The sequence below is a fragment of the Amycolatopsis sp. NPDC005232 genome, from assembly GCF_040607795.1.
In the GTDB taxonomy this organism is placed as follows: Bacteria; Actinomycetota; Actinomycetes; order Mycobacteriales; family Pseudonocardiaceae; genus Amycolatopsis.
In genome coordinates, this window is record NZ_JBEXHL010000006.1 from 119547 (window position 1) to 134522 (window position 14976).

The 14976-nt window shown below is 68.9% G+C and carries 16 protein-coding genes, 6 tRNA genes and 1 pseudogene; 7 read left to right on the forward strand and 16 right to left on the reverse strand.

Going from position 1 to position 14976, the window contains the following annotated elements; translation table 11 throughout:
• Positions 1 to 236 precede the first annotated feature (236 nt).
• Positions 237 to 443 carry a hypothetical protein gene (locus tag ABZU76_RS13830; RefSeq protein ID WP_354868713.1) on the forward strand — a complete coding sequence of 69 codons (207 nt, stop codon included), beginning with the start codon at positions 237 to 239 and terminating at the stop codon, positions 441 to 443.
• A 360-nt stretch (positions 444 to 803) separates the two neighbouring features.
• Here ABZU76_RS13830 and ABZU76_RS13835 read toward each other — a convergent pair whose 3' ends face one another.
• Positions 804 to 2456 carry a CotH kinase family protein gene (locus ABZU76_RS13835; protein ID WP_354868715.1) on the reverse strand — a complete coding sequence of 551 codons (1653 nt, stop codon included), beginning with the start codon at positions 2454 to 2456 and terminating at the stop codon, positions 804 to 806.
• An 82-nt stretch (positions 2457 to 2538) separates the two neighbouring features.
• Between ABZU76_RS13835 and ABZU76_RS13840 the strand changes: the two genes are divergently transcribed.
• From ABZU76_RS13840 to ABZU76_RS13850, 3 genes are all read left to right on the forward strand, one after another.
• On the forward strand, positions 2539 to 3831 hold the full coding sequence (locus ABZU76_RS13840; RefSeq protein WP_354868717.1) for a hypothetical protein: 1293 nt from the start codon (positions 2539 to 2541) through the stop codon (positions 3829 to 3831).
• 78 nt (positions 3832 to 3909) lie between these two features.
• The gene (locus ABZU76_RS13845) at positions 3910 to 4428 is read left to right on the forward strand and encodes a DUF1269 domain-containing protein (protein WP_354868720.1); all 519 of its coding nucleotides are present in this window, start codon (positions 3910 to 3912) and stop codon (positions 4426 to 4428) included.
• A gap of 178 nt (positions 4429 to 4606) precedes the next feature.
• Complete coding sequence (locus ABZU76_RS13850; RefSeq protein WP_354868722.1) at positions 4607 to 5323, forward strand: SDR family NAD(P)-dependent oxidoreductase; 717 nt, start codon at positions 4607 to 4609, stop codon at positions 5321 to 5323.
• 194 nt (positions 5324 to 5517) lie between these two features.
• On the opposite strand, the gene ABZU76_RS13855 is transcribed toward ABZU76_RS13850, so the two are convergent.
• Positions 5518 to 5910 carry an SgcJ/EcaC family oxidoreductase gene (locus tag ABZU76_RS13855; RefSeq protein WP_354868724.1) on the reverse strand — a complete coding sequence of 131 codons (393 nt, stop codon included), beginning with the start codon at positions 5908 to 5910 and terminating at the stop codon, positions 5518 to 5520.
• 158 nt (positions 5911 to 6068) lie between these two features.
• On the opposite strand from ABZU76_RS13855, the gene ABZU76_RS13860 reads away from it, so the two are divergent.
• Positions 6069 to 6677, forward strand: coding sequence for a TetR/AcrR family transcriptional regulator (locus ABZU76_RS13860; RefSeq protein WP_354868727.1), 609 nt, complete (start codon positions 6069 to 6071; stop codon positions 6675 to 6677).
• A 60-nt stretch (positions 6678 to 6737) separates the two neighbouring features.
• On the opposite strand, the gene ABZU76_RS13865 is transcribed toward ABZU76_RS13860, so the two are convergent.
• Together ABZU76_RS13865 and ABZU76_RS13870 are read right to left on the reverse strand one after the other, a co-directional pair.
• Positions 6738 to 6956: a hypothetical protein gene (locus tag ABZU76_RS13865; RefSeq protein WP_354868729.1), complete on the reverse strand. Its 219-nt coding sequence runs from the start codon at positions 6954 to 6956 to the stop codon at positions 6738 to 6740.
• 141 nt (positions 6957 to 7097) lie between these two features.
• Positions 7098 to 7367 (reverse strand): annotated as a pseudogene (locus ABZU76_RS13870) (cupin); the annotation flags it as partial.
• Here ABZU76_RS13870 and ABZU76_RS13875 point away from each other — a divergent pair.
• Both ABZU76_RS13875 and ABZU76_RS13880 read left to right on the forward strand, forming a co-directional pair.
• A complete protein-coding gene (locus ABZU76_RS13875; RefSeq protein WP_354868731.1) occupies positions 7345 to 7746 on the forward strand; it encodes a hypothetical protein in 402 nt (133 codons plus the stop codon). The pseudogene ABZU76_RS13870 and the gene ABZU76_RS13875 overlap by 23 nt on opposite strands.
• 363 nt (positions 7747 to 8109) lie before the next feature.
• Complete coding sequence (locus ABZU76_RS13880) at positions 8110 to 8505, forward strand: flavin reductase family protein (protein ID WP_354868734.1); 396 nt, start codon at positions 8110 to 8112, stop codon at positions 8503 to 8505.
• A gap of 38 nt (positions 8506 to 8543) precedes the next feature.
• Here ABZU76_RS13880 and ABZU76_RS13885 read toward each other — a convergent pair whose 3' ends face one another.
• The 12 genes from ABZU76_RS13885 to ABZU76_RS13940 form a co-directional block, all read right to left on the reverse strand.
• Complete coding sequence (locus tag ABZU76_RS13885; protein ID WP_220242617.1) at positions 8544 to 9314, reverse strand: GntR family transcriptional regulator; 771 nt, start codon at positions 9312 to 9314, stop codon at positions 8544 to 8546.
• Positions 9315 to 9459: 145 nt separating this feature from the next.
• Positions 9460 to 10512, reverse strand: a complete 1053-nt coding sequence (locus ABZU76_RS13890; protein ID WP_354868738.1) for an amidohydrolase family protein — start codon at positions 10510 to 10512, stop codon at positions 9460 to 9462.
• Positions 10509 to 11330: an ABC transporter ATP-binding protein gene (locus tag ABZU76_RS13895; protein WP_354868741.1), complete on the reverse strand. Its 822-nt coding sequence runs from the start codon at positions 11328 to 11330 to the stop codon at positions 10509 to 10511. The genes ABZU76_RS13890 and ABZU76_RS13895 overlap by 4 nt, the downstream gene beginning before the upstream one ends.
• A gap of 14 nt (positions 11331 to 11344) precedes the next feature.
• Positions 11345 to 12325, reverse strand: a complete 981-nt coding sequence (locus ABZU76_RS13900) for a PhnD/SsuA/transferrin family substrate-binding protein (RefSeq protein ID WP_354868743.1) — start codon at positions 12323 to 12325, stop codon at positions 11345 to 11347.
• Between the two features lie 38 nt (positions 12326 to 12363).
• Positions 12364 to 13209, reverse strand: a complete 846-nt coding sequence (locus ABZU76_RS13905; RefSeq protein WP_220242613.1) for an ABC transporter permease — start codon at positions 13207 to 13209, stop codon at positions 12364 to 12366.
• Between the two features lie 213 nt (positions 13210 to 13422).
• A complete protein-coding gene (locus ABZU76_RS13910) occupies positions 13423 to 13590 on the reverse strand; it encodes a hypothetical protein (protein ID WP_354868745.1) in 168 nt (55 codons plus the stop codon).
• Positions 13591 to 13835: 245 nt separating this feature from the next.
• Positions 13836 to 13903 (reverse strand) — tRNA-Ser (locus ABZU76_RS13915).
• A 212-nt stretch (positions 13904 to 14115) separates the two neighbouring features.
• A tRNA-Lys gene (locus ABZU76_RS13920) sits at positions 14116 to 14189 on the reverse strand.
• A gap of 35 nt (positions 14190 to 14224) precedes the next feature.
• A tRNA-Lys gene (locus ABZU76_RS13925) sits at positions 14225 to 14296 on the reverse strand.
• A gap of 63 nt (positions 14297 to 14359) precedes the next feature.
• Positions 14360 to 14431 (reverse strand) — tRNA-Thr (locus ABZU76_RS13930).
• 14 nt (positions 14432 to 14445) lie between these two features.
• Positions 14446 to 14518, reverse strand: a tRNA-Gly gene (locus ABZU76_RS13935).
• Between the two features lie 100 nt (positions 14519 to 14618).
• Positions 14619 to 14691, reverse strand: a tRNA-Trp gene (locus tag ABZU76_RS13940).
• Positions 14692 to 14976 lie beyond the last annotated feature (285 nt).

The window sequence follows — 14976 nt, forward strand, 5'->3', positions numbered from 1 at the left end:
TTTCTTGCCGGAACAGAGCCCGCCCACTCTTGCGGCCGGTGGTGACCCCGTCCGGCCGTGGTCGTGAACCCGGCATGAACACCAGGAGGGCTCCTGGTTCGAGTCCGGCGGCAGGCAAGAAGCCCAGGCCGACGGGCCTGGGCTTCTTCGCTGACGCTGACCGCGAAACTCAGCCGGCCGGTGTCGCGGTCCGGTGACCGAGTGCCGCCAGGGTGTGCGGGTGGTCCGCCGGGACGATGCCCGAGTACAGGGCCGTCCAGCACGACGGGCAGCAGTACCGGCGGAACACCACGCGGGGCCTCGACGTAGTCGGCGGCGTCCGCGATGATCCGCGGCCCGGCGTCCGACGGTGGTCCTTCGTGGACGGCATCTGGCCGGAAGCGAGGAGCGACGCGACCGGGCACTGCCTCGCCACGAGGTCGAGGCCGCTGTTGCCGGGGTGACCGCAGGCGAGCCCGTTTTCCGGGTGACCGCCTTGCCCGCGGACGCCAAGACCAGCACGGGGTAGAGGAACTCGGTCATCTCGACGTCGGGGAGACCCGTCCCGTCGGGATGCGGAACAGCACGCCGGTGTCGATGCCGTCGGCGTCCGGGCGCACGCCGTAGCCGCTGGCCGTCGGTTCCATGCTGATGTTGAGGAACGGCGCGGGAGCCTCCGGCAGCTGGGCACGACCCCTGGCATGGAACGATCTCGCCGGAAAATGACTCAACAGCCGGCTTACGCGTCGTGGTGGATGCCGCCGGCGGGGGATGAACCACGCGCGCACCAAGTGTCTGAAGGCTGGTCAGTCGTGAAGCCCCGCTCAGGTGAAGTACAACCTCGACGGTGCCGGATCCTGGTACACCCTCGGACTCCCGCCCGGCGTCGGATCGGCGCCGAAGGTCACGCCCTGGCCGGTGCGGACGCCGGTGAGCGTGAAGAAGCCGCTGAAGCTGGTCGGGTTGGCGACCGGGTCGATCGGGGTGAGGGTGAACTCGTCGGCGTGGTTGGAGTTGTCGGCGGCGCACGTGTAGAGCAGCTGGTGGCCCAGAGGCGTGGTCGTGGCGCTCGCGTGGAGGAGGCGGCCGGTGGCTTTGGCGGCCAGCGAGGTGCCGGCGCCGAGGGGGCCGAAGGACCACAGGTCGGCGTCTTCGACGTCGGCCGGGCGGGGGCGGTGGACGACCTCGAAGTTCGGTGGCGCGCCGGGCGCGGCGGGGATGGGTTCGGTGCTCGCGTGGAGGCACTCGTTGGTCGTGTCTTCGCGGACGTAGGCGCCGTCGGGGCCGGGCAGGCCCGCGCAGAGGTAGCCGGCGGAGGTGGCGAGGCGCAGTTGCTTGCGGACGGTGATGAGCTGGGCCGGCATGTCGGGCACGCCCAGGCTCGTCAGGACGGCACCCATGCGTTCGAGGAGCGGGGTCAGCGCTTCCTGCTGGGTTTTGCGACCGAAGACCGTGTCGCGGTAGGTGCGGATCTGGTCCATCAGCTGGGCTCGGCGGCCGGCGTCGTTGTGGACGAGCTTGGCCAGCAGCCCGCTGGTGCGGACCGTGAAGTGCCGCGCGGGCTGGAAGGTCTGGTCGACGCCCCACGGGATGAGCTTGAACTTCACGTTGCCCAGACCGGGTGCGGCGACGGCCTCGACGTCGTTGTAGGCGTAGGTGTTGTTCGTGTTGCCCGTGTAGCCGTCCCAGTGCTTGAGGAAGAACTCCATCGCGTAGAGCTTGACGAACTGGTCGAGGTCGAACACCTCGGCGGCCCCGCTCAGCCCGTGGGCGGCGAGGTGGTCGATGGCCAGGCGCAGGTCGGCTTTGTTGTCGAACTCCGAAAGGTTCTCCACGCCGATGAAGTCGAACCGCGCGTCGGTGAAGTCGTCCTTGTGTTCCAGCTCGTAGAGATTCCCTTTCATGTTCCCGAAATTGCGCTCGATGTAGCGGGGCATGATCGGTTCGGCGTTCACGAAGACGCCGGGGCCGAGGGCGCCGGTTCCCTGGCCGACGAGGGTGCCGTTCACGCGGACGCGCGCGAAATTGCAGCGGGAATGCGGCAGCCCGGCGAGCTCGAACAGCTTGTAGTCGAGCGGCTGCCGCACGAAAGCGGAATCCTGAACGGAGTTGTTGAGCGTCAGGTACCGGGACCCGATGAGGGCGGTGATCAGGGGCTTGTTGGCGTCGCGGAACTTCCCGAAGTCGATGTGCAGACACGGTTTGTCGTTGCTGAACGAACCGCAGAACGACTTCTTCTTGACGCCGACGTCGGGAAATGACGTCCGGGCGGGGAATTTCGTGCCGGAAATTTCGACCGAGGTGGCCTTTCGCCAGGTGAATCGGCTGCCGCCGGTCCAGTCGAAGTTGCAGCGGCCGCCGGCCGGCTCTTCGGTGGGCACGGCGTCCCAGTCGGCTTGGGGCATCACGATGTCGATCGTGAGGACATTGTCGATCTCGTAGAGGGAATCCAGTGCCTGCTGTTCCTGTGCGCTCATCGTCCCACCTCCGCGATCGGTCCAGTGTACGGCTGGAAAAGCGCCTCTGTACTGCGCTGTTCGCCGCTCCTACGATTGGGGTATGGCAGCGGTCGACGATCTCGTGGAGCTGGTCCAGCGCGCGGCGGCGGCCGAGAAGAACGCGATGGCCGCGAAGTGGAAGGGCGAGGACGACGTGCGCCGCATGATCGGCAAGGCGTGCGCGGCCTCGGAAGAGCAGCGGCGGGAGATGCACCGCGACGTCGATCCCGCCCGGCTGTCGCCGGAATGGGCGCGGCTGCGGCAGACCCACGTCGACGCCGAGCCGCAGGAAGACCGCGCGGAGGCCGTGGCGTACCAGACCGTGACACACGAGACTGTGACACACGAAGACGCGGCGCAGGCCGAGCGCGACGGGGTGGCCGCGGTCGCGATCGCGCGGATGGCGTTGACCGACGCGGCGCGGGCCGTGCTGGAGGCGCGGCTGGCGCGCATCCGGGCGGGGGAGGACGAGCCGGGTGCGGTGGCCGTCGACGGGCACGTGCCGCTGCACGGCAGCAACGCCGTGAGCCGCCACGGCCCGGCGCTCGCGCACGGGCTCGCCGGGGAGATCCGGTACGTACTCACCCGCAAGCCGCGCAAATCCGTCAAGGCGCTGGGGGTCGCGTTCGGCCTGGGCCTGCTGTACCTGGGGTACCTGCGGCTGTTCCGGTGGGACCAGGACCAGAAATGGCTGCCGTACCTGGGGTTGTGGACGATCTCGTACGTGATGGGCGGTGCCGTCTGCGTCAACGCGATGAGCTTCGACGCCATGCGCGTGCGGGCGGCGCTGGACACCGGGTCGCGCCTGTGGCACTTGCTGGTGATCAAGAATCTGGCGCTCGTGTGCATCGTCGCGCCGGTCGGCTTCGCACTCAGCGCCCTGCTGGCCTGGCGCGCCGGGGAGTTCTCGGCGTTCGCGCGCGCGTGCGGGCTGGTGGTGTGTTTCATCCTGCTGTGGCTCGGCGTGGGCAATGTGCTCTCGATCGCGCTGCCGAACCGCGACGAACCTCTGTTGAAGCGGCGCAAAACGGGCACTCTCAAGCAGTTCCTGATCGCGCTCGGCGTGGCGTCCGCGGTCGGGTACCTCGTCAACTTCATGCTGCTCTGGCGCGTGCTCGCCGCGCGGGCGCTGACGGAGCGGCTGGGCGCGGTCGTGCTGCCGGCGATCGCGATCGTGCTGAGCTGCGTCGCGATCTGGGTGCTGCTGACCGTCTTCGCGATCGCGCTGGCGCAGCAGCCCGCGGTGCGCCGGCGGCTGCAACGCGAGACCGCCGACTACCGCGCGAACGCCGAAGCCGAGGCCTACGCCGCCGAAGAAGGGGAGGCGAAACCGGTTTCGCCGGCGCCCTCCTGACCCCACCCGGCGCGGGTGAGGTGCCGGGCCGCCGGGTGACGGCATGCTCGCGCCGAGACGCTCGGGAGGAGACCGGCCATGGCCTCGAACAAGGACGCGCCCGTCGACCTGTACATCGCCGCCTATTCGGACCCCGACGCGGCCCGCGGTGACTGGGCCGCGATCAAACAGCTGGCCCACGAGGACGTGATCAAGGTCAAGGGCCTGATCCTCGTCAGCCGCCGCGGCGACGGCAAGATCCACGTTGACGACGACTTCCACACCACCCGCAAGGGCGCCACGTGGGGCGCCGTCGGCGGCGCAGTCGTCGGCCTGATCTTCCCGCCGTCCCTGCTCGCCGGTGCGCTCGTGGGCGCCGGGCTCGGCGGTGGCGTCGGCGGGCTGCTGTCGCACGCGGAGAAGAAGGCGATCAAGGCCGAGGTGGAGGACACGCTGCCACCGGACAGCTCGGGCATCGTCGCGCTGTTCGAGGAACGCTGGGTCATCGAGGTCGACAAGGCCCTGCTGCACGCCGCGAAGGTCACGAAGGAGACGGTCGACGGCGACAGCGCCGAGCAGGTGACGGCGGCGGCCTCCGCGGCGAAGGGCAAGGAGTAACGACCGTCCACACGGGCCGGCCACCCGGACTGGGTCCGGGTCGCCGGCCGGCTGCTGCGCTCCTTCTGCGGTGGGAGTTTCCGTCTTGGTGGTGGGTGGTTTTGTCTTCTAGCAGCGCCTGCCCGGGCGGCGTAGTCCTGGTTGTAGACAACCGGTCTACTACGTGAGGACGGAAACGATGAGCAGCAACAGCGGGCAGAAGGTGGCCGTGGTCACCGGCGCTTCGCAGGGGTTCGGCGCGGGGATCGTGGAGGGGTACCGCAAGCTGGGTTATGCGGTGGTCGCCACGGCGCGCTCGGTCGAGGAGTCCGGTGACGCCGGCGTGGTGTCGGTGGCGGGTGACATCACCGACCCGGCGACGTCGGACCGGGTGGTGGCCGCGGCGATCGAACGGTTCGGCCGGATCGACACCCTGATCAACAACGCGGGCGTGTTCGCGGCGAAGCCGTTCACCGAGTTCACCGCCGAGGATTTCCAGTGGCTCGTGTCGGTGAACCTGGCCGGCTGGTTCAATATCACCAGCAAGGTGCTGCCGCACATGCTCGACCAGGGTAGCGGGCACATCGTGCAGATCACGACCAGTTTCGTGGATCACCCGGTGTCGGTGGTGCCGGCGTCGGTGTCGATGCTGACGAAGGGCGGCCTGCAGGCGGCGACGAAGTCGCTGGCCGTGGAATACGCCGGGCGCGGGATCCGCGTCAACGCGGTCGCCCCGGGGATCCACAAGACCGCGCTGAACCCGCCCGAGACCTACGCCGAGCGCGCCGGCCTGCACCCGCTGGGCCGCATGGGCGAGGTCAGCGACATCGTCGAAGGCGTGCTGTACCTGGAAAACGCCACGTTCGTCACCGGCGAGATCCTCAACGTCAACGGCGGCCAGAGCGCCGGCCACTGACTCACCCCGCCCCGGGGCCGCGGACACCCACCGTCCGCGGCCCCGGGGCGGCGCCGTCCACTTCGGACCGAATCCACAGGGGACTGATCCGAGGCACCGGCCTGCGGACCGCGGAACCAGACGTATTTCCGAGAAGCCACAGCGGCCCCGGTGTCTTTCGACGCCGGGGCCGCTGGATGTCAGACGGAGATCGCTCATTCCACGATCTTGGACACGTGATAGTGGCTGATCAACCAGTCGCCTTCGCCCTGCTGGAGCAGGATCACGGTCAAGTGAAATCGAAGCTCCGTGCCGTCCGGGCGGGTGAACACCGGATCGACGTAGGCGGAAAGCACGTCCTGGGCGAGGGGCCGGATTTCCCTGATCTCATAACGAACCGTCAATCCGACGGGCTGTTCCGCGTAGTACTCCTCGACACCTTTCCGGCCGAGGGAATAGCCAGGGTGCGCACCCTGGAACAGGGCGTCTTCGGTGAAGTAGCTCGCGACTCGATCGGGCCGGTGCGAGTCGACGCCGTCCTTCCAGGCGTCGAGAACCCGGGTGATGACCGCTTGGTAGTCCATCTTGACCTCGGCAGATTCGCTCAAGTAGTAGACCGGTTGTCCACCTTCAGGAATACCCCGACGGCGGCTTCATCGCCAGGAGGTAAAACCACTCACCACCTAGGCGCAGACTCCCACGGCGAATTCGTGGCCCACGGAACGGTTTCCTGGCTCCGGAAGTCTTGGCAGCGTAGGCTTTTCTCATGGGACGGACCAGTGATGCCAGGGAGAAGATCCTGGCTTCCGCTCAGGCGCTGCTCGAATCGCGCGGCTACGCGGGAATGGGCGTCGCCGACGTGTGCAAGGCCGCGGGTGTGGTGAAAGGCAGCTTCTACTACTTCTTCGGGTCCAAAGAGGCCCTCGCCCTCGCCGTTGTCGAGCAGCAGTGGGCCGGGCAGCTCGCGGTCTGGTCGGAGATCCTGGTGACCAAGGACGCTCCGCTCGACCGGCTGCACCGCCTCTTCGAGGCGACCGGGAACACCCTGCAGGCCGACCAGCGCAGCTGCGGCACAGTCTCGGGTTGTCTCTTCGGCAATCTCACGTTGGAGCTGAGCAACCAGACCGAAGCGATTCGCCTGCGGCTGCAGGAGATCTTCGAGGCGCAGGTGGATCTGGTCCACGAAGTCGTCGCCGAGGCGCAACAACGCGGTGACACGCACGTCGCAGACACCCGGGAGGCCGCGCGGTCGATCGTCGCGCAGCTCGAGGGGCAGATCATGTTCGTCAAGCTCTACAACGACCTCCGGCGCCTGGACGCGATGTGGGCCAACTGCCTGGCACTCCTCGGCGCGCGGGGGGAGCTGGCTGCTTGACCGGAAGCCGGTGAAACGTGGTGTGCCGCCGGCCTCTTGGTGGTGGTCAGTACCTCTTCGTCAGCGGCCCCTGAGCTGCGGCTTCACCAGGCCTGCCACCGCGAAGCTGATCAGCGCCGCCCCCACGACCGACACGATGATCTCCAGCACGGGGACCCGCGAGTCGTCCGTGGCGAGCGTGAGGATGCTGGAGCCGAGCAGAAGAACCCCGGCGACCATGGTGAGCCAGCAGAGCGCGGCGGTGCGCGGGATGACGTGCCAGTGGGTGTTCCCGGTCATCGGGCCTCCTCGGTCGATCGTGCCAGGACAATGCCCGGAAACCGCGCTGGTCAAACCGATTGAGGGGGCACCTCGGCACGCTGCGCCGTCGCCTCGAGTCGTGGCTCGAGGGCGCGGATGAACACTGAACTGTTCGCGCTGTCAGTGTGGTTCTCCGACGCGGACCTGTGACCAGTCGAGCTCGTCGAGGTTCACCACGATCGCCTCCTGGGTCGTCCGGGCGATCACCACGACGGCTTCGTTCTCGGGATCCGGGTTCTCCTCCCGATGCGGCACAAACGGCGGCACGAAGACGTAGTCACCCGGCCCGGTCTCGATGGGCCGTTCCACGGGCTCGTCCACGTCGACATCCAGGAACACGAACGTCGGATTTCCCGACACGAGGTAAATGGCGGTCTCCGACGCGCCGTGGGCCTGGCGCGAGCCGCGCACCCCGCGCATCGGGTTGTCGCGCCTGGTGTTCCCCGCGTCCGACCGGCGGACCGCGCTGGCGCAGATCGGCGACGACGTCCACCGCGCGGCCCTGCGGTTCGGCTCGCGCGGGGTTTTCCCGGCGGGCGTGGGACTCGAGGAGTCGTTGCGGCGGTTCCACGCGTTCTACGGCCATCCCGACGAGATCGTCGCGGCGTTCGAGCGGGAGCGGGTGCTGCCCGTGGCGACCGATCTGAGCACGCAGTTCAACCCCGCGATCCCGGACCACGACACGGCGGTCCGGGCGCTCGAGACCATCGCCACCGAGATCGCGCCCGCGCTCGGCTGGCAGCGCCAACTGGAAGGAGCCGGCCGGTGAGCCTGTATCGAGAATTCCCCGCCCGGGCGGAGCTGCGCACGAGGGGCACCGTGCTCGTCGTGCCCGGCCGCGGCGAAACGCGCGCCGCATACACGCGCTTCGGCACGCGGCTGGCCGCCGACGACTACCGCGTCCGGATCGTCGACGCTGTGGACTTCGACGCTGTGGACCTGGATCTGGCCCGCTTCGCCGACCAACTCACCGCTGCGACGGCCGACCTCACCGACCGTCCGCTGGTGCTGGCCGGCGCGGACTCCGGCGCCGTGGCCCTGGCCGCGCTGGCCGGGTCGGGAGCCGGTACGGAACCGTGGTGGCCCGACGCGCTCGTCCTCGCCGGGCTGCCCGGCCCAGCGGGGGCGACCGGTGGCTGGGACGACGAACTCGACTTCCGCACGAGCTGCCCGGCCCACCGCGGGGTGCTCTCGGCCCAGTCGATCGACGAGCGCGGCGCCTTGGCCACCCCCGTGCCCGAAGCGCGCGCCCCACCTGGGTGTCACCGTCCTCCCCGGCCACCACGGCACCGTCGCACGACAGCTCGCCGGCCCGGCCGACAGCCGCTTCACCGGCCTCCCCCTCACCACCACCGCCCACGGCGCCATCACCCTCGACGACGGCATCGCCTGGTTCGACACCACCATCGAACGCGCGCTCGAGGCCGGCGACCACACCCTCGTCCTGCTGCGCCTGCACTCGGCGGCTCACGCCGGGAACGCCGCACCGCTGGTGTTCCACCGCAGTTGTTTCCGGCAAGCGGTGTGACCGACGGTCCCGAGGCCTCCTTGCGTAAGCGCCGGGGCTCACTGGTCGAGATACGTCCGGATCACCGAAAACCGCAGGTAGTCGTCGTTGACGTGCACCACCGTGACCGCCACCGGGAGCTCGTCGGCCCGGATGTGGGTGTGGCGCAGGCGAAGGACGGGGCGGGTGCGGGGGAGGCCGAGGGCCGTGGCGATCGCGGTGGGCGGGAGGACGGGGCGGATCTCGGCGACGGAGTAGCAGACGGGCGTGCCGGTGTCGGTTTCGACGAACTCGAAGGTGGAGCGGCGCGGGTCGCTGTCTTCGGGGTGTTCGCCGAGCAAGGTGGCGGGGACGTGGTCGACGCTGTGGACCGCGGGTTTGCCGTCGGCGTCGAAGACACGTTCGATGCGCAGCGCGCGCTCGCCGGCGGGGAGTTCCAGGGAGGTGGCTAGCTCGTCGTCGAGAGCGATGAGGCGCTGGTCGAGCGTGCGGACGGCGGGGCGGTAGCCGGCCTGCGTGAGCAGGTCGACGAAGGGGCTGGCCTCGGCGAGATTGGCGGCGATGCCGATCGTGTGGCGGTTGATGAAGGTGCCGCTGCCGTGCAGGCGCCGGATGCGGCCTTCCTTCTGCAGCGACTGCAGCACCGAGCGCAGCGTCGCGCGGCTGACCCCGAGCGCGGTGCTGAGCTCTTCCTCCGACGGCAGGCGGTATCGGCCCTCGGCGGCGTAGCGCGTGATGGCCTCACGCATCCGCTCCTTGGCCTGCCGATACGAGTCCGCGGCGACCGTCTGGATGGAGACGGGTGTCAGCTCCGGCTCACGCATGACCATCGGTTGTCCTCCCCGGGGCGGCCTCACGGCCCGTCGTACGGCAACGCTGCCGACACGCACAGTCGATCGGCACCCTCCGAGCGTAATGACCTCGCGCCGGGTCCTGAACCCACCCTGGGCCAGGCAGACGGGTGATCACGAGCTGTCACGAGTCGCGCCACCGAGGTTCCCACGCCTCCAGCTGCTCCAGCGTCTCCTGCTCGCTCCAGTCGGTCAGCCCGGCGAAGCGCGCCCAGTTCCCGCCCACCATGTTCGCCACGTCCAGGCGCGAGATCGGTGCGCCGGGGTCGGCGACGTCGTTGACGAGCGTGAGCTTCGGCAGCAGGACGGCCGGTTTGCCGCCGCCGGGATAATCGGTGCCCCAGCAGATCCGCGACAGCGGGCAGCCCAGCTGCTGCGCGCGCAGGAGGAACTCATAGAGCTGGCGCTGAGTGGACTTGGTGGCGAACATGCTGATGTCGAGGTAGGTGTTGTCGTGGCGGGCCACCATGGCGAGGCACTCGTCGACCCAGGGGAACCCGGCGTGGCACACGAGCAGCGGCAGGTCGGGGAAGTGCCGGGCGACCTCGTCGAGCGCGCCGGGGCGGCCGTAGTCGAGCACGGTGTCCTTGGCCGAGGACGTTCCCATGTGGACCATCACGCCGATGCCGAGCTCGACCGCGCGTTCGTAGATCGGGAAGGCGAGGTCGCGATCGGCGGGGGCGTAGTGGTCGTACATGGGGTAGAGCTTCAGCCCTTGCAGGCCCAGCTCGCCGACGGCGCGGGTCAGCTCGTCGCGCGCCCACTCGACGCCGCGGAACTTCGGGTTCACGGCGCTCATGCCGATGAGCTCGGGGTGGCGCCGGGTGAGCGAGGCGATGTAGTCGTTGCTCTTGGCCACTTCCAGCGGACCGTCCACATCGGTCACGCGGCCGAGGTCGATGGTCCCGCGTTCGCCGTAGGTGGTGTACGTCGAGGGCGCGACGGCCAGCACGGTCGCGCGGTCCACGCCCGCGCTCACGTGGTCGTCGACGAGCGTGCCCGGGTCGATCGGGTCCAGGTCGCCTTCCAGGCCGACCCAGTCCTCGTCGGTGGCCGGCCGGTAGGCGGGCAGCCGGCCCGCCCGCCGGTGCCCGGGCGCCCGCATCTCGCGCACGAACCGGTCGTGGCCGGGTGGCAGTGCGGTGGCCAGCACGTGGTTGTGGCAGTCGATGATCACGCGTCGAACTCCTCGGCCAGGCTTCGCCAGATCGCCCGCTGCAGGCGCTGGAACTCGGGTTCGAACCGGACTTCCTGGAAGTGCCGCGGCCGGTCCAGGGAGATGCGGAACTCCTCCTTGATCGTGCCGGGACCGCGGCTCATCACGAGTACGCGGTCGGCCATCGCCACGGCCTCCTCGACGTCGTGGGTCACGAAGACCACGCTTTTGCCGAGGTTCTCCCAGATGGAGAGGAACTCGCCGCCGAGGCGGATCCGCATCTGCGCGTCCAGCGGCCCGAACGGTTCGTCCATGAGGTAGACGTCCGGGTCGTACGCCAGCGCGCGGGCGATGCCGACGCGCTTGCGCATGCCGCCGGAGAGCTGGTTGGGGTAGCTCTGCTCGAACGACGTGAGCCCGACCAGCTCGACCAGCCGGCGCACCTCGGCCCGTTGCTCTTCGGCGGGGACTCCCTTCAACGCCAAGGGGAAGCGGATGTTGTCCGCGACGGTCCGCCACGGGAACAGCGCGTCGGACTGGAAAACCAGGCCCACGCCTTCCGGCACGCCTTCGGGCACTGGTGCGCCGTCGAGCCGGATCTCGCCCGTCGTGGTGGGCAGCAGGCCCGCGATCAGCTTGAGCAGCGTGGATTTCCCGCAGCCGCTGGGCCCGACGAGCGCCACGAACTCACCGGGGGCGAGGTCGAGGGTCACGTCGTCGAGCGCGACGAACCGGCCCTTCGGGGTGCGGTAGCTGAGCCCGACCTCGCGCAGGCTGAGCTTCGGGGTCGACGTGGCGGACCCGGCCGAGGGCGCCAGGGCCTCGGGTTTCGCGGTCATCGTGGTCCTCCCGGCTACTTCGCGGGCAGCAGGCTGTAGTCGAAGATGTCCTGAGTGGACGGAACCGGGTCGGTGAGGAACCCGGTGCGCACCAACAGATCCGTCGAGGACTTGACGACCGCGTCCTCGGCCTTGAGACCGTCGGGCACGCTCTTGATGGCCTCGGTGACGATCGTCTTGAGGTCGGCGTCGCTGATCTTGTAGCCCTGCTTCTTCATCCAGGTCGTGGCCTGGTCCGGGTTGGCCTTGGCCTGCGCCGACGCCTCGTCCATCGCGGCGAGGAAAGTCTTCATGAGGTCCTGGTGCCCGGAAACCCAGTCCTGGTCGGCCATCGCCACGATGTCGACGTAGTGGTAGTCCGGCTCCTGCCACAGGACCTTGAACTTTCCGGTCCGCAGCAGCTGCAGCGTGTCGGGCTGGCTCGTCATCCCGGCCACGACCTGGCCGCCGTTGAGCTCGGCCTGCATCGTCGCGCCGGCCCCGCCGCTGACGACGGTCAGGTCCTTCTTCGGGTTCAGCCCGGCGTCCAGCGCCGCCTTCTGCATTTCCGTGTCCGACAGCGTGCCCGGCGCGGTCACGGCCACCTTCTTGCCGGCGAGGTCCTTGACCGAGGCGATGTCGTTGCGGGCGACCATGAGGTAGGAGAAGCGGTCGTTGGCCACGGCGTAGGCGCGCATCTTCACGCCCTTCTTCTGCGCCAGCACGACGTGCCCGATGTCGCCCATGAACACGTCGGCGCTGCCGCCGATGAGCGCGTTGGTGGCCGTGGAGCCGCTGGTGACGCACATGGGCTTGATGGTGATGCCGTTGCGCGCCGCGATCCCGCTGTTCTGCGCGAGCTCGGCGGCGATGGGCGCCAGACCGCTACAGAACAGCTCGACCCGGATCGTCTTGGAGTCGCCGCCGCTGCCGGCCGACGAGCTGCCGCACGCGGTGGCGGTCGCGGCCAGTGCGAGCGCGGCCACGGTGGCCGTGATGCGGGAGAGGGTGGTCATCGGTGGTGTCCTCATCTGTGACGTGGTCGGAGGGGACCTCAGCGGGTGGCGCGGTGACGCAGGACCCGTCGCTCGACGAGCGCGACGAGCTGTTCGGCGAGCATGGCGATCACGGTGATGATCACCAGGCCCGCGAAGACTCCGGTGGTGTCGAGCACGTTGGCGGCGTAACCCATGTAGTAGCCCAGCCCCTGGCTCGCGCCGACGAGCTCGGCGATCACCGCGCCGATCAGCGCCAGCGCGATCGACAGCCGCAGGCTGGTCAGGATCCAGGGCGCGATCGAGGGGAGGATCGCCCACCGCAGCCGGGCCGTCCACGGCGCGCGGAAGCTGCGCGTCATCTCGAGCAGGTCGGGCTCGATGCCGCGCATGCCCTGGTAGGTGTTGTAGAAGGCGACGAACACGACCATGGTCACGACCATGAAGATCTTCGACTCGAGGCCGATCCCGAACCACACGATGAACAGCGGCGCGAGCGCCACGCGCGGCAGGCTGTAGAGCGCCATGATGTACGGGTAGAACCAGCGTCCGACGGTTTTCGACGGCGCGATCAGCACGCCCAGCGCCACGCCGATCACCATGCCGATCGCCAGCCCGGCAAAGGTCTCCGCCAGCGTGGTCCCGAGGTCCGGCCACAGCGTGCCCCCGCTGACCAGCTCGACGATGCGCTGCACGATCAGCCACGGGCTGCTCACCGTGAACGCCCCGAACACCTCTCCGGCCAGCTGCCACAGCACGATGATCAGCACGCCGACGCCCCACTGCCCGCCGCGGACCACCCACCGGTGCCGCCGGTCCGCCCGCCGGTCGCGGTCGTCCTGGGAGTCCACCGGTCCGTCACGCTCGGTTCGTCCGGCCGGGCCGTCGACACGGTTCGCCACCATCCGCTGCCTCCTCAGACGTCAGACGTCTGACGGACCATAGGAGCCGGTCCGGGCGGGCACAAGGGTTCTCAGGGGATGGGACCAGGGCTTGCTTTTGTTCGGTTGTGTGCTGGTCAGGGCGGTTGTCTGATGTGGACATTCAGGGTCGCGGCCGGGAGGCGTCCTGGCCGGGTGCGTAACCCGAGGTCCTATCCCTTTGCTGCCGAGTGGCATTCACAGTGAGAGGGGTCTTGACTGCGCGACCACGGCGGTGCGAGCACCGCGGCCGTCGCGGAGGTGCCGGGCGACGAGGTAGTCGGCCGCGTTGAACGTGGTGGGTGTGACGGAGTCCGTCGGCATCGCGCCAGCCTTGGGTGAGGTGGACGTGGTCGAGTCGCTCACCTGGGTAGATTCTATGAGTATCCCGCCAATCGTCAAGTTTTTGTAGAACGTTGTGTCGGGACGGGTGCGGGTTCGACGCCGCAGGCACTGAACGTCGACAAAGCGGCAAAGCTGGTGTGGTTTGTGAAGTCCGCTGGTTGCCGGACTGCGCGCGGTGCCGTCGAGAAGGTCACGGGCGAGGTGGGCCGGCTGGACTCGCGCCCCGTCCTCCGGCGCCTCTAACCAAGGGCTCGTGTCCTTCGGTGTCGTTCCGCCGGGGGTCGAACCCGGACCCTTCTCGGGTCCGGCGGGCGCTCTTCCTCTGAGCTACACGCCCGGGCCGGGCGGATCGTGCTGAGTGGAAGACGTGGGTGTCGAACCCACCGCGGCGATCTTGCAAGGATCGTCTGCGCTCCGGCGCGTCTCCCATCGGGTCGTGCCCGGGTCCACAGGGAACCTCGGGCACGACCAGCTCCCCCGCCAGGACTCGAACCTGGTACCTCCCAACAGTCGGGTGCGCAGCCTGTTGCGCCTCAGGGGGAAGAGTGGGCCGCCAGGGAGTCGAACCCTGAACCCGCCGAGTAAAAGTCGGCTGCTCTGCGCGGTTGAGCTAGCGGCCCTCGCGCCGCGGGTCGTACGGGCCCGTGGCGCGAAGTGGATCGCCGGGGAGTCGAACCCCGAACCCGCCGAGTAAGAGTCGGCTGCTCTGCCGTTGAGCCAGCGATCCGGTAAAGGGAGGGAATCCCGCGAGGTTCATCCCCCTGCGCGGCAACGGGTGCCGCGCGACACGAGCCTCTTCCGGGACTCGAACCCGGTCCTTCCGTTTACGAGACGGGTGCTCTGCCTGGTGAGCTGAAGAGGCGTACTACTGCTGCGAGCGGCCGGAGGGCATCGAACCCTCTGCTTCGGTTTGGAAGACCGACGTGTCCGCCGAGTTCACCACGACCGCGCGACGCCGCGAGCCTGCGGCGTGAAAAGTGTTGCTCCGCTGTGTAATTGTCAAAGAGTGCACATTTCAAAGAACACGCCACCGGAAAGGCGGCGCGAAGCACCGGTGGAAGGAGCCGAACCTTCGGCGAACGGTTTTGGAGACCGCCGCGCTCTCTCCGGAAGCTCACCGGTAAATCGACTGCGCGAAACAGAGAAAGCCGCCCGGATCGGTTTCCCGATGGGCGGCTCCCTCGACCTGGCGACGTGCTGCGTCAGGGTGGGGAGCCGACAGTAATGCCGTTGACGGTCCAGGTAAAGGGTTTCCGGCCGGACGAGCGCACGGCGACGATCGCGGCGGCCGGATTCCGGCGTTGCGTCCCTCGCTTTCGCGTGTTCGTCATGACCTTGCCCCTTCGTTCGCTGGTGTGCACCCATCTTCTCCGGCGGGCCCGCGGACGTCAACCTTGTTTTTTCGCG

What these genes read in the sequence shown, in the direction of transcription:
- ABZU76_RS13830 (WP_354868713.1), top strand. Translation starts at nt 237, where the DNA reads ATGCCCGAGTACAGGGCCGTCCAGCACGACGGGCAGCAGTACCGGCGG.
- ABZU76_RS13835 (WP_354868715.1), bottom strand. Translation starts at nt 2,456, where the DNA reads ATGAGCGCACAGGAACAGCAGGCACTGGATTCCCTCTACGAGATCGAC.
- ABZU76_RS13840 (WP_354868717.1), top strand. Translation starts at nt 2,539, where the DNA reads ATGGCAGCGGTCGACGATCTCGTGGAGCTGGTCCAGCGCGCGGCGGCG.
- ABZU76_RS13845 (WP_354868720.1), top strand. Translation starts at nt 3,910, where the DNA reads ATGGCCTCGAACAAGGACGCGCCCGTCGACCTGTACATCGCCGCCTAT.
- ABZU76_RS13850 (WP_354868722.1), top strand. Translation starts at nt 4,607, where the DNA reads ATGAGCAGCAACAGCGGGCAGAAGGTGGCCGTGGTCACCGGCGCTTCG.
- ABZU76_RS13860 (WP_354868727.1), top strand. Translation starts at nt 6,069, where the DNA reads ATGGGACGGACCAGTGATGCCAGGGAGAAGATCCTGGCTTCCGCTCAG.
- ABZU76_RS13865 (WP_354868729.1), bottom strand. Translation starts at nt 6,956, where the DNA reads ATGACCGGGAACACCCACTGGCACGTCATCCCGCGCACCGCCGCGCTC.
- ABZU76_RS13875 (WP_354868731.1), top strand. Translation starts at nt 7,345, where the DNA reads ATGGCGGTCTCCGACGCGCCGTGGGCCTGGCGCGAGCCGCGCACCCCG.
- ABZU76_RS13885 (WP_220242617.1), bottom strand. Translation starts at nt 9,314, where the DNA reads ATGGTCATGCGTGAGCCGGAGCTGACACCCGTCTCCATCCAGACGGTC.
- ABZU76_RS13895 (WP_354868741.1), bottom strand. Translation starts at nt 11,330, where the DNA reads ATGACCGCGAAACCCGAGGCCCTGGCGCCCTCGGCCGGGTCCGCCACG.
- ABZU76_RS13900 (WP_354868743.1), bottom strand. Translation starts at nt 12,325, where the DNA reads ATGACCACCCTCTCCCGCATCACGGCCACCGTGGCCGCGCTCGCACTG.
- ABZU76_RS13905 (WP_220242613.1), bottom strand. Translation starts at nt 13,209, where the DNA reads ATGGTGGCGAACCGTGTCGACGGCCCGGCCGGACGAACCGAGCGTGAC.